Consider the following 12,592-nt stretch of genomic DNA (forward strand, 5'->3'; position numbering starts at 1 on the left):
TGCCGTGCGATCTTGAAAATAGCGCATTTTTCTTCGACCCTCACGCTGTGAAGTCGAAGAATCTTCCGGGATTTTTCGAATGCCTGGTGGATATACCCAGGTCGCCGGTGAATCGGGCAACAGATGAGGGCGGAGTTCAGGCCGGCAGTTGCCGGCACAAACCAGCCTGCCTAAGCTGCCATTCGACGCATAGGTGACGCTCCATGCCCGCAACGCCCCGCAAGAATGCCTTTTCCCCGTTCCGCCACGGGGATTTTCGAATCCTTTGGTCCGCAACCTTGATTTCGAATTTCGGGGGGCTGGTCCAGTCAGTCGGTGCCGCCTGGATGATGACGCAGCTGACTGATTCGGCCACCTTGATCGCATTGGTCCAGGCATCGAACACTCTGCCGATCATGCTTTTCGCGCTTGCCTCGGGCGCGCTTGCCGACAATTTCGACCGCAGGACACTGCTGCTGGGGGCCCAGGCTTTCATGGCGACAGTGTCACTTATGCTTGCCGTGCTGACCTGGCAGGGGTTGATGACGCCGGTCCTGCTTCTGTCGCTTACGTTCCTGATCGGGGTCGGCCAGGCCATTTACAACCCACCATGGCAAGCCAGCATGGGAGACCTTGTCCCGCGCGATGACCTGCCAGCCGCCGTGACCCTGAATTCCGTCGGCTTCAACCTGATGCGCAGCGTGGGGCCTGCCGCAGGGGGCATCATCACCGCCGCTTTCGGGGCGGCCGCGGCATTTGCCGTGAACGCCTGTAGTTACATCCCTTTGCTCGGAGCCCTGCTGCGCTGGCATCCCCAAACGCCCGAGCGGCTGACAACCCGCGAGCCTTTCGTATCTGCAGTCGGCGCCGGGCTGCGCTACGTCTTTCTTTCCCCCAATCTCATCCGGGTGCTGGCCCGAGGTGCCCTTTTCGGCTTTTCGGCGGTCGCAATCCTCGCGCTGCTGCCGCTGGTCGCAAAATCGCATCCCGAGGGGGGCTCGCTTCTGTTCGGGCTTCTTCTCGGTTGCTACGGGCTGGGTGCGATCGCCGGCGCGCTGTTCAATCCGCGCATCCGAGAGAGGACAAACAACGAAAACATCGTCCGCCTCGCCTTTGTCGGGTTTGCTGCCGCTGCGCTGACCCTGGCGCTGACCGACCATGTCTGGCTGCACGCAGTGGCGATGCTTCCCGCAGGCGCAAGCTGGGTGCTGGCCCTGTCGCTTTTTAATGTGACTGTTCAGCTTTCCACGCCGCGCTGGGTCGTTGCGCGCGCGCTCGCGCTTTATCAGACCGCGACATTCGGCGGCATGGCTGCAGGAAGCTGGGTCTGGGGCGCGATCGCCTCGGCCCATGACATCGACACCGCGCTGGCCTGCGCTGCAGTCCCGCTGATCATCGGCGCGATCATCGGGCGATGGTTCCGCGCGCCCGAATTCGGCACGCTTGATCTGGACCCGGTCAACCGCTTCCGCGAACCGCCATTGAAGCTGGATCTTCGCGGCAGATCCGGGCCGATCATGGTGCTGATCGACTACCATATCGATCAGCAGGACGTGCCCGAATTCCTGCGACTCATGGCCCAACGACGCGACATCCGCCGGCGCGACGGTGCTCGGAACTGGGCGCTTTTGCGCGATCTTGAGCATCCCGAGCTTTGGTCTGAAAGCTATCACATTGCCACATGGGACGAATATGTCCGCCACAACCTGCGCCGCACCAAGGCTGATTTCGAAAGCTACGAGGCGTTGCACAAGCTGCATCGCGGCGATGCCCCGCCTGTCGTTCACCGGATGATCGAGCGTCACACGGTCGATGCCAGCGACGACCTGCCTCTCGTCGGCAAGCTCGAGCTTCCGTGAATCCGTCCAAGCCGTTGCAGCGAAACACTTTACGGAACACGGGCTGAATATTAGCCTGCAGTCATGTACCGCTACCTGTTCCGCCGCATGATCGCCTTGGGCCTCAGCCTCGCTGTGGCCTCTGCCGTGATTTTCGCGGTGGTCGAGCTGGTGCCCGGCGACCCTGCCAGCTTCATGCTGGGGACAGGGGCGCAGCCGGAAACCGTCGCCGCGCTGCGCGACCAGCTTGGACTGGATCAGCCCTGGCTGCTGCGCTACGCAGATTGGCTGGGCGGCATCCTCTCGGGCGATCTGGGCCAGAGCTTCACCTACAAGACGCCTGTTGCGGAGATGATCCTGGACCGGTTGCAGGTCTCCCTCCCGCTTGCGCTGATGGCACTGCTGCTTTCCGTGGCGATCGCCTTTCCCATCGGCATGGTCGCAGCATCGCGCCGGGGACGACCGACCGACAGCCTGCTGATGGGCGCGACGCAGATCGGGATCTCGCTGCCGAATTTCTGGTTCGCGATGCTTCTGGTCCTGCTGTTTGCCGTCCGTCTTAGGCTGCTTCCCGCCGGCGGCTTCCCGGGTTGGGGCGATCCGGCAGCTGCTTTCAGAGCCCTCATCCTTCCCGCGGTCGCGCTGGCTTTGCCTCAGGCGGCGATCATCGCGCGCGTCCTGCGTTCGGCCCTGATCGAGACGCTGGGTCAGGATTACATCCGCACCGCCCGCGCAAAGGGGCTGAGCCGGGGGCAGGCGCTGCGTCGCCATGCCCTTCGCAATGCGCTGATCCCGGTGCTGACCATCCTGGGGATGCAGTTTTCCTTCCTGCTGGCCGGAGCCATCATCATCGAGAACGTCTTCTATCTGCCCGGGCTGGGCCGTCTGATCTTCCAGGCGATCACGCAGCGAGACCTGATCGTCGTGCAAAGCGCCGTGCTGGTGCTGGTCACGGCGGTCATCATCGTGACCTTTCTCGTCGATATCGGCTACGCGGCGGTTGATCCGAGGTTGCGCCGCAGATGAAGCTGTCGTTGTTTCTCGGAACCCTGCTTGCCGGGATTGCGGTTTTCGCTGCGGCCATTTCCTTCATCTGGACCCCTGCCGACGTGACACAACTGTCCGTGCCGCAGAAGCTTCTGCCGCCGTCGGCGGCGCATTGGCTTGGAACGGATCATCTGGGGCGCGATATGCTTTCGATGATCATGGTGGGGGCGCGCACCTCGATCGCGGTTGCCATTGTCGCCGTGGTCGTCGGCATGGGCCTTGGCGTGCCTCTGGGCCTTCTGGCCGCAAGCAGGTCGGGCGGTTGGCTGGATGAAATCATCATGCGCGGGAATGACTTGATCTTTGCCTTTCCCAGCCTTGTCATCGCGATCCTGATCACTGCGGCATTCGGTCCGTCCGCCCTGAACGCGATCCTTGCCATCGGCATCTTCAACATTCCGGTCTTTGCACGCGTCACGCGCGGCTCGGCCTTGCCAATCTGGACGCTGGACTACATCCGCGCGGCACAGGTCGCCGGCAAGGGGGCCATTCGCATCAGCCTCCAGCACATCCTGCCCAACATCGCGAATATCCTGATCGTGCAGGCCACGATCCAGTTCAGCCTCGGGATCCTGGCCGAGGCGGGTCTTTCCTATGTGGGGCTTGGCGCACAGCCGCCGACGCCCAGCTGGGGTCGAATGTTGGCCGATGCGCAGACGATGATCTCGCTTGCCCCCCATGTCGCCATCGTGCCGGGCCTGGCCATCGTGATGACCGTGCTGGGACTGAATCTTCTGGGCGATGGGCTGCGCGACGCGCTGGACCCGAGATTGCGTGGTTCCCGATGATCGAAACGCGAAGCCTGAGCGTCAGCATCGGCAAGGTTGAGCTGCTGCATGGGATCAACCTGCGCCTCGCACCGGGTGAGATCACGGCTCTGGTGGGGGAAAGCGGTTCGGGCAAATCGCTGACCGCGCTTGCCATCATGGGCCTTCTGCCGCAAGGCATGCAGACCGAGGGCAGCGTCGACCTGGACGGCACGAACCTGCTGAGCCTGCCTGAACCCGAGCTGTGCCGCATTCGCGGAAAGCGGATCGGCATGATTTTCCAGGAACCGATGACCGCGCTGAACCCCCTGATGTCCATCGGGGATCAGGTTGCCGAGGCGCTTTGCCTGCATCAGGGAATGAAGCGGCACGAGGCCCTTTCGCGTGCACGCGAACGGCTGGACCGGGTCGGGCTGCCCGGCCCGCGCTTTGGACTGGATCTTTACCCCCATCAACTTTCGGGCGGGCAGAGACAGCGCGTGGCGATCGCCCTTGCGATCGCGGAACGGCCCGATCTGCTGATCGCAGACGAACCGACCACGGCGCTCGACGTGACCACCCAGGCCCGGATCCTGGATCTGCTGCGTGAACTTGTCCGCGACGAAGACATGTCGCTGCTCCTGATCACCCATGATCTGGCCGTGGTTGCCGATATCGCCGACGAGGTTGTGGTCATGCGACACGGCGCCGCTGTCGAGCATGGACCAACCGAGCGCATTTTCCGCCGTCCCGCGCATCCCTATACCCGAAGCCTGCTCGCCGCCGTCACCCGCCCGCCGCGACTGGTTCTCTCGGCGAAGGAGCAGACCCCGCTGCTCGAAGTTCGGAACGTCACCCGGCGCTACGCCGCCTCCCACCACGTGAAAAGCCAAACCGTTGCCAGACCTGCCGCGGTCGATGATGTCAGCCTGACCATCCACGAGCGCGAGGCCGTGGGTCTTGTCGGTGAATCAGGGTGCGGCAAATCCACCCTGACGCGCGCAATCCTCGGGCTCGAGCCGGTTCAATCGGGCCAAATCGAAATTGCCGGGGAAAAGGTTCGTGCCGGCTGGTCGATGCCACGAGAGTTGCGCGCCCGGATGCAGGTGGTTTTTCAGGATCCTTTCGGCAGCTTCGATCCACGCTGGCGGGTCGAAAGCCTGGTCGCCGAACCGTTTCATCTGACAGGGAAGCCGCGAAACTGGCGCGATCAGGTTGCAGAGGCGCTGTTCGAGGTCGGTGTCACGGGCGACGTGATGCGCCGCTACATCCATGAGTTTTCGGGCGGACAACGCCAACGAATCGCCTTGGCGCGCGCGCTTATCATCCGCCCCAGCCTGCTCATCCTTGACGAGGCCGTCAGTGCCCTCGATGCCGGGGTTCGTGGGCAGGTGCTTGACCTTCTGGCCCAGATCAGGGTCAAGCATGGCTTGGCCTGTCTGTTCATCAGCCACGATCTTTCAGTGGTTCGGCAGGTGACTGATCGCGTCCTGATCATGCAAGAGGGCAGGATCGTCGAATCCGGGCCGACCGAAATCATCTTCGAATCCCCCAAGCACGGCTATACGCAAGAACTGCTGCGAGCAACGCCGCGGATCCCCGATCGTTACAGGATTGACGCGACGGTCTGAGATACTGCTCTTGCAGTCTTGTTGAACAATCCTTAAGTGCGGCTCCTCTTCGTGACTTTGCGGGGAAGTAGGGATGAAAGATGTACTGATTTGCGGCCCCGTTGATGCCGCCGTTGAAAGAGTTAAGACAAATCCGGCCGACCGGCTCATTCGCGAGACCTTCGCGGCTCAGTCACGTCTGGTCGGGAAAGGTGAGGTGCAGATGATTCCTGCGGTTGCCGAGGCACCCATTCCTGTTCTGGCTCGCAATAACCGGACCCCCGATCCGGCGGCAACGGGCGCAGACCGCAATGGCAAGGCTGCCTGACGCCAGAGGTCGCATCGTCCAGCCACCCGGCGGCGCCTTGGCACGGAATTTGCGGAAAATTCAAAAGACAACAGGCCCTGCGCGCAGCAAGGCCTGTTGCTCCTCCCCCGTCATGGCGACCAAGCCTCCCCGAATGGTCGCCCAGGTATTTCGCTGCGGCTCAAGGGCTCATCACCTCTGCCTACCGCATAGTCACATTTGCATGACTGTTTGACGCTGTGTCAACGGTCGACCTTGGTATGCGACCGCTCACAATCATTTTTTTTAACCTTTTGGGCCGCCATCCGGGGATGTTTTCGGCAACGGGCCGGGGTTTCAGGGCAGAACGAATCAATGCGGCGGCGCAGCAAAGCAATTGATTCGCGTAATCTTCATCCGGAAGCGTCTCAGTTCACGCCACATTGTTGCAGGCGGATGATGGAGATTCGCAGTTTTGATGCGCCTTGACGCTTCCGCTCTTTCGTCGCAGGACGCTTCAGGCCGCTTCACGACAAAGGAGAAGAAGATGACCCGCACCGTCTATCTCAATGGCGAATACCTGCCCGAGGCCGAGGCCAAGGTCTCGATCTTCGATCGCGGCTTCGTCATGGCCGACGGCGTTTACGAGGTGACCAGCGTATTGCAGGGCAAATTGCTGGATTTCCCTGGCCACCTGCAGCGGCTGGACCGGTCGCTCAAGGCACTTGGGATGGGCAATCCGCTTGCGGATGACGAATGGCTTGCCGTTCACCGCAAGATGGTCGAACTGAACCAGATCGACGAAGGGATCATCTACCTGCAGGTGACGCGCGGCAATCCGGGTGATCGCGATTTCGCCTATCCGCCCGAGACGACGCCGCAGACCATCGTGCTGTTCACGCAGGCAAAACCTGGATTGTCCGAAAACCCTCAGGCCAAGACCGGGCTCAAGGTCGTCTCGGTCGAGGATCTTCGCTGGGCACGCCGCGATATCAAGACGGTCCAGCTTCTGTTCCCCTCGATGGCAAAGATGGAGGCCAAGCATCGCGGCGCCGATGACGCCTGGCTGGTCGAGGACGGGTTCGTGACCGAGGGGACCTCGAACAACACCTATATCGTCAAGGATGGCAAGATCATCACGCGCGAGCTTTCCACCGATATCCTGCACGGCATCACGCGCGGCTCGCTGCTGCGCTACGCGGCCGAAGCCCAGATGCAGATCGAGGAACGTCCCTTCACGATTGAGGAAGCCCAGCAGGCGGACGAAGCCTTCTTCACCTCGGCCTCGGCCTTCGTGCTTCCGGTTGTCGAGATCGACGGCGCCAAGGTGGGCGGCGGCACTCCCGGCCCGGTCGCAACAAGGCTTCGCGAACTCTATCTGGAGGAATCGCTGAAATCGGCCATCTGACGGCCGATCGAGCTGAGAAGGGGCGCGGCAGGATGATCCCTCGCGCCCCCTTTTTATTGTCTAGGACCGCCAGCATCCTGCCGGGGCAAGCTCAATTTCAACCAGAAACGGCCTCGCGGATCAGCGAAATGCTGGTCACGCTGCTTGCGTCCGTATCGCGCAGAATGGCCAGAACTTCGCCATTCACGACGACCTGGACGTCATCTCCGTCTTGGACAAGGTCATAGGATTCCTCGCCCTCATAATCGGCGGCCAAGGTGATCCTCAGACTATCGGCACTGCCATAGGTGATATCGGCCGCCCCACCGGCGTCACTGCGCAGAACGATCACGTCCGAGCCCTGACCGGCATCGACGATATCGTTGGCACCTGCATGAATCGTATCGGCACCATCACCGCCCAGCAACGTATCCGGAGCGTCCGGGTCTGAGGCATCGGCCGACAGGATCAGGTCGTCATCATCCTCGCCGTCGATATAGACGGTGCCGCCATGATCCTCGATCCGATCGTCACCATAGCCACCGGTGATCGAATGGTTGCCGTGATTGGTGATGATGGTATCCGCACCCTCGCCACCGTCGATCGTGTCATTGCCTTCGTCGGCGCCCAGGTCATAGGCACCGTAGAGGTCGTCGTCATAGCCGAGATAGATCTCGTCATCACCCGCATCGGCGGTGACGGTATCATCGCCATACCCCGTCCAGATCGCGTCGTCACCTTCTCCGCCCGAGACAACATCGTCACCATCGAAGGACTGGATCGCATCGTCGCCAGCGGTCCCGGTGATGGTGTCATCCTCATCCGTGCCCTCGATCAGGTCGCGGCCGCCATAGGGATCATCGGCCGGTTCTTCCGGCGGTTGATCATCGTCATTGCTGGAGACCAGCGAGCCGATTCCAGCAATGCCCAGCAATCCGAGCAACAGAAAGATGGTCTGATTCATCCGCAGCCTCCAAGATCTTCCGGGCGCAGGATAAGCCGGGGCCAAGGGCCCCAGCAACCGGGAAAGCGCGCGGCCTAGTGCCCGAGGATCTGGCTGAGGAACATCTTGGTGCGTTCCGATTGCGGATTGTTGAAGAACTCCTTGGGGGTGTTCTGCTCGACGATCTGGCCCTGATCCATGAAGATGACCCGGTGCGCGACGGCTTGGGCAAAGCCCATTTCATGGGTGACGCAGAGCATCGTCATGCCGTCCTCGGCCAGTTCGATCATCGTGTCGAGGACCTCCTTGATCATCTCGGGGTCGAGCGCCGAGGTCGGTTCGTCAAACAGCATGATCCTTGGGCGCATGCATAGCGACCGGGCAATGGCAACCCGCTGCTGCTGACCGCCCGAAAGCTGGCCGGGATACTTGTTCGCCTGCTCGGGGATCTTGACCTTTTCAAGGAAATGCATGGCCGTCTCTTCGGCCTCGCGCTTGGGGATCTTGCGCACCCAGATCGGCGCAAGCGTGCAGTTTTCGAGGATGGTCAGATGGGGGAAGAGGTTGAAGTGCTGGAACACCATCCCGACTTCAGATCGAACCTTGTCGATATTTTTCAGATCATTGGTCAGTTCGGTTCCGTCGACGACGATCTTTCCGGCCTGATGCTCTTCGAGCCGATTGATGCAGCGGATCAGCGTAGACTTGCCCGAGCCCGAGGGCCCGGCAATGACGATGCGCTCACCCCGGCTCACGTTCAGATTGATGTCTCGCAGGACGTGGAAAGTCCCGTACCACTTGTTCAGCTGCGAGATCTCGATCGCAGTATCGCCAAGCGGTGCCTGCGCCATGGGTTGAGTGGTCATGGTGAATTCCTCAACGGTGGTCGCGCTTCAGCCGGCGTTCGAGATACATCGAATATCGCGACATGCCGAAGCAGAGGATGAAGAAGATCGAGCCGACGAAGATATAGGGTTCCCAATAGGCCCCCTTCCATTCGAAGCTCGCACGGATGGTGTCCGACATGGCCTTGAGCGGGTCGAAGAGACCGACGAAGACGACCAGGGTCGTGTCCTTGAACATCCCGATGAAGGTCGAGACGATGCCCGGGATACTGATTTTCAGGGCCTGCGGCAGGATGATCAGGCGCTGAGCCTTCCAGTAATCCAGCCCCAGCGCATCGGCGGCCTCGTATTGCCCCTTTGGCAAGGCGGCCAGGCCACCGCGGATCACTTCTGCCATGTAGGCCGAGGCGAACAGCGTCACCATGATGATGACCCGCAGGACGATATCGAAGTTGGTGCCCGGTGGCAGGAAGTAGTTCAGAAGCAGAGAGGCCACGAACAGCAGCGTAATGAGCGGCACGCCCCGGATGAACTCGATGAACAGCACCGCCATCATCTTCAGGACCGGCAGGTCGGAGCGGCGCGCCAGCGCAAGGATGATCCCCAGCGGCAAGGAAAGGGCGATCCCCGCGACGCCGATGGTGATCGAGAGGACGAAGCCGCCGAACTGGTCCGACGCGACCGGCACGAGGCGTAACGGCAGCACCGAAGCAATCGCTTGGGCAACGTGGTCGGAAAGCCAAAGCCACCAGAGCGCCGAAACGATGGCTGCTGCGGCAAAGGCAAACATGCCATAGGCCGAGAGCGCCCGCCAGACGAGGAAGCCGATGACGAAGCCCGCAAGGGCCATTGCCGGCTCCCAGATCGTGCCGCCCCAAAGCAGCCAGACCGCGAGGAAGGGATAGAGCAGGCTGGCGAGAAGCGCCCAGCCATGCCGTGTCTCGATCAGGAACGCCCAGCCCAGCATCAGCACCGCGATGGCCCCGAGTTCCAGCGTGCCCGCGCCGAGAATGGCCGAGATGACGAAGGTCAGGATCGCGGCCGTTCCGACAACGATCCGGCGTGCGACCGGGCTCTCGGCAAACAGCACCGGCGCCAGCGCAAGGAAAAGCGCTCCGAACGTGAGCACCGGGCGCCAGTAAAGCTCGGAGGGGTAGAAGCCGAAGACGAACTGGTTCCAGCGGTGCTTGATCACCGCGAAGCAGGCGCCGGTCGCCTCGGGCCCATGCGCTTCGGCGATGATCTGGCGGCACTCTGCCATGCTGCTCGCATTCCACACGGAATGCGAGAGCCAGGGCCAGAGCGTGCTGACGATCAGCCAGACGATCCCGATCCCGAGCACCGTGAGCGCGATGTTGAGCGGCGTGGAGAACAGGTTGTCCCTGAGCCACTTGATCGCGCCGGATTCGCTGACTGGTGGCGGCTCGGGGGGCAACATGGTGTCGCGCACATAGGCGGTTGTCTGGGCATGGGTATCGCTCATCTCACCGCTCCCTCAGCTTGACGCGACTGTTGAACACGTTCATCCCGCCCGAGATGATCAGGCTGAGAACCAGATAGATGCCCATCATCAGCACCATGCATTCCATCTCGCGTCCGGTCTGGTTCAGCGTCGTGCCGCCCAGCGTGCCGCGCAGGTCCATGTAGCCCACGGCAATGGCGAGCGAACTGTTCTTGGTCAGGTTCAGATATTGCGAGATCAGCGGGGGCACGATCACGCGCAGCGCCTGGGGCAGGATGACGAGGCTCATCGTGCGGCGTGGACGCAAGCCAAGCGCGAAGGCGGCCTCGGTCTGGCCCTTGCTGACGGCAAGGATGCCGGCGCGAACGATCTCGGCGATGAAGGCCCCGGTATAAAGCGTAAGCGCGAGCCAGAGCACGACGAAGGCGTTGTCGAGATTGACGCCATCAGCGAAGTTGAAGCCGCGCAGGACCGGCGGGATGAGGTGCAGTCCGAAATACCAGGTCAGGAACAGAACGGGCAGAACATACATTGCCAGCGTGATCCACCAGGTGGTCGGCCGCTTGCCGGATTCGTCCTGGACCCGCTTGGCCCATTGTTTCAGGAAACGATGTGCCAGATAGGCAAGCGCGACCACGACCGCAAAGGCAATCAGCGCCCAGCTTATCCCTTCCCGTCCGATCGCGATGACGCCCGGCGGATTCGTCATGCCGATCGCCGGAACAGCCGTGTAGCGGTTGGTGGGCGCGACCAGATCGAACAGGATCATGCCGGCGGAAGGGTTCTCTCCGCGATAGGCGTTCGGCGGCGGCATGGTTTCGGTGAAGATCGCCAGGATCACGAGAATCCAGAGCAGCAGCGGGATGTTGCGGAAAACCTCGACATAGATGGTCATCAAGCGCGCGATGAGCCAGTTCGACGACAGCCGCAGGACACCCACGACAACCCCGAGGATCGTTGCCGCGATGCAGCCGAAGATCGAGACCTGAAGGGTGTTCAGAAGACCGACGACCGTCGCACGCAGATGCGTATCGTCGGAGTTGTAGGGGATCGGCTGCTGCGGAATGTCGTAGCCCGCGCGCCTGAAAAGAAAGTCGAAACTGAAGGTCTTGCCCAGGATGGCAAGGTTCTTGAGCGTGTTGTCGATAAGCCAGCTGGCGAGCAGCATGACGAGGATGAAAACGACGGCCTGAATGGTCAGGGACCGGTATCGGCGGTCGTATATCAGCATCGACAGGCGGAAAGGCGGATCCGCCGCGCCTGGGTAATCAACCATATTGTATCCCCTGTTTACCGGCGGTCGGGTCTTGTGCCCTGATGTCTTGCCGGCTCGTTGCAGAACGGGCGGGTTCATGCCCCGCCCGTCCGAATTGTGCTGCGATTACCGGAAGGGAATCGCGTAAAGCAGACCACCCTGGGTCCATTGGGCGTTCAACCCGCGAGCCAGACCGATCGGCGTCTGTTCTCCGATCGTGGCGGCGAAGATCTCGCCATAGTTGCCCCCGGCCTTGATGGCGCGCTTGGCCCATTCGGCGTCGAGACCCATCATGGTGCCAAGATCATCCGTGGTTCCAAGAAGACGCTGAACTTCGGGGTTCTGCGAGGACTTGGCCAGCTCGTCGATATTGGCCGAGGTCACGCCGTATTCCTCGGCGGCGATCAGCGCATAAAGCGTCCAGCGGACGACATCGCCCCAATTGTTGTCGCCATGGCGAACCGCCGGCCCAAGGGGCTCTTTCGAGATGATCTCGGGCAGGATGATATGGTTTTCCGGATCGGCGAAGGCGGCCCGCGTCGCGGCAAGGCCCGAGGCGTCGGTGGTATAGGCGTCACAGGCGCCCGCCATGTATTGCTGCTCGCCCTCGGCGTTCGAGTCGATGTTGACCGGCTGATAGGTCATGCCGTTGGCCTTGAAGTAGTCGGCCAGGTTCAGCTCGGTCGTGGTGCCGGTCTGGATGCAGATCGTTGCTCCGTCCAGTTCCTTGGCAGAGCTCACGTTCAGATCCTTGCGGACCATGAAGCCCTGACCGTCATAATAGTTGACGCCGACAAAATCGAGCTTGAGGTCGGTGTCGCGCTGGAAGGTCCAGGTCGAGTTCCGCGACAGCATGTCGATTTCGCCCGAGCTGAGCGCGGTGAAGCGGGTCTGGCCGGTGGTCGGGACGTATTTCACCTTGGTCGCGTCACCCAGAACGGCCGCCGCGACCGCCTTGCAGACGGCGACGTCGAAACCGGTCCAGTTACCATTCGCGTCCGGGGCGGCAAAGCCGACCAGGCCAGTGTTCACACCGCAGTTCAGCACGCCACGGGCTTTAACCTCTTTCAGCGTGTCGCCTTCGGCAGCCATTGCACCGGACGCAGCAAGGGCGAGCGCGGTGACGGAGCCGAAGAATGCAGATTTCTTCATGGGGTTCCTCTCTGTTGTCTCTTCCGACCCTTGATCGGGCCG

11 protein-coding genes are annotated in these 12,592 nt (G+C 61.8%); 6 read left to right on the top strand and 5 right to left on the bottom strand.

Annotated features, from left to right (window positions below; genetic code table 11):
- Positions 1-203: 203 nt before the first annotated feature.
- From RGQ15_RS02160 to RGQ15_RS02185, 6 genes are all read left to right on the top strand, one after another.
- A complete protein-coding gene (locus tag RGQ15_RS02160; protein ID WP_311158574.1) occupies positions 204-1,838 on the top strand; it encodes an MFS transporter in 1,635 nt (544 codons plus the stop codon).
- Positions 1,839-1,901: 63 nt separating this feature from the next.
- The gene (locus RGQ15_RS02165) at positions 1,902-2,843 is read left to right on the top strand and encodes an ABC transporter permease (protein WP_311158575.1); all 942 of its coding nucleotides are present in this window, start codon (positions 1,902-1,904) and stop codon (positions 2,841-2,843) included.
- On the top strand, positions 2,840-3,652 hold the full coding sequence (locus tag RGQ15_RS02170) for an ABC transporter permease (RefSeq protein WP_311158576.1): 813 nt from the start codon (positions 2,840-2,842) through the stop codon (positions 3,650-3,652). Before RGQ15_RS02165 ends, RGQ15_RS02170 begins: the two co-directional genes overlap by 4 nt.
- On the top strand, positions 3,649-5,241 hold the full coding sequence (locus tag RGQ15_RS02175; RefSeq protein ID WP_311158577.1) for an ABC transporter ATP-binding protein: 1,593 nt from the start codon (positions 3,649-3,651) through the stop codon (positions 5,239-5,241). Before RGQ15_RS02170 ends, RGQ15_RS02175 begins: the two co-directional genes overlap by 4 nt.
- Before the next feature lie 73 nt (positions 5,242-5,314).
- The gene (locus tag RGQ15_RS02180; protein WP_311158578.1) at positions 5,315-5,548 is read left to right on the top strand and encodes a hypothetical protein; all 234 of its coding nucleotides are present in this window, start codon (positions 5,315-5,317) and stop codon (positions 5,546-5,548) included.
- Positions 5,549-6,053: 505 nt separating this feature from the next.
- Positions 6,054-6,914, top strand: a complete 861-nt coding sequence (locus tag RGQ15_RS02185; protein WP_311158579.1) for a D-amino-acid transaminase — start codon at positions 6,054-6,056, stop codon at positions 6,912-6,914.
- Between the two features lie 97 nt (positions 6,915-7,011).
- Here RGQ15_RS02185 and RGQ15_RS02190 read toward each other — a convergent pair whose 3' ends face one another.
- From RGQ15_RS02190 to RGQ15_RS02210, 5 genes are all read right to left on the bottom strand, one after another.
- Positions 7,012-7,857 (bottom strand): calcium-binding protein, encoded by an 846-nt coding sequence (locus tag RGQ15_RS02190; protein WP_311158580.1) that lies wholly within the window; start codon positions 7,855-7,857, stop codon positions 7,012-7,014.
- Between the two features lie 74 nt (positions 7,858-7,931).
- Complete coding sequence (locus RGQ15_RS02195; protein WP_311158581.1) at positions 7,932-8,702, bottom strand: amino acid ABC transporter ATP-binding protein; 771 nt, start codon at positions 8,700-8,702, stop codon at positions 7,932-7,934.
- Between the two features lie 10 nt (positions 8,703-8,712).
- On the bottom strand, positions 8,713-10,164 hold the full coding sequence (locus RGQ15_RS02200; protein WP_311158582.1) for an amino acid ABC transporter permease: 1,452 nt from the start codon (positions 10,162-10,164) through the stop codon (positions 8,713-8,715).
- Position 10,165: 1 nt separating this feature from the next.
- On the bottom strand, positions 10,166-11,419 hold the full coding sequence (locus RGQ15_RS02205; RefSeq protein WP_311158583.1) for an amino acid ABC transporter permease: 1,254 nt from the start codon (positions 11,417-11,419) through the stop codon (positions 10,166-10,168).
- Between the two features lie 105 nt (positions 11,420-11,524).
- Entirely contained in the window at positions 11,525-12,550 is a 1,026-nt protein-coding gene (locus tag RGQ15_RS02210) for an amino acid ABC transporter substrate-binding protein (RefSeq protein ID WP_311158584.1), read from the bottom strand.
- Between the last annotated feature and the right edge of the window lie 42 nt (positions 12,551-12,592).

Origin of the sequence: Paracoccus sp. MBLB3053 (genome assembly GCF_031822435.1) — a bacterium.
In the GTDB taxonomy this organism is placed as follows: Bacteria; Pseudomonadota; Alphaproteobacteria; order Rhodobacterales; family Rhodobacteraceae; genus Paracoccus; species Paracoccus aurantius.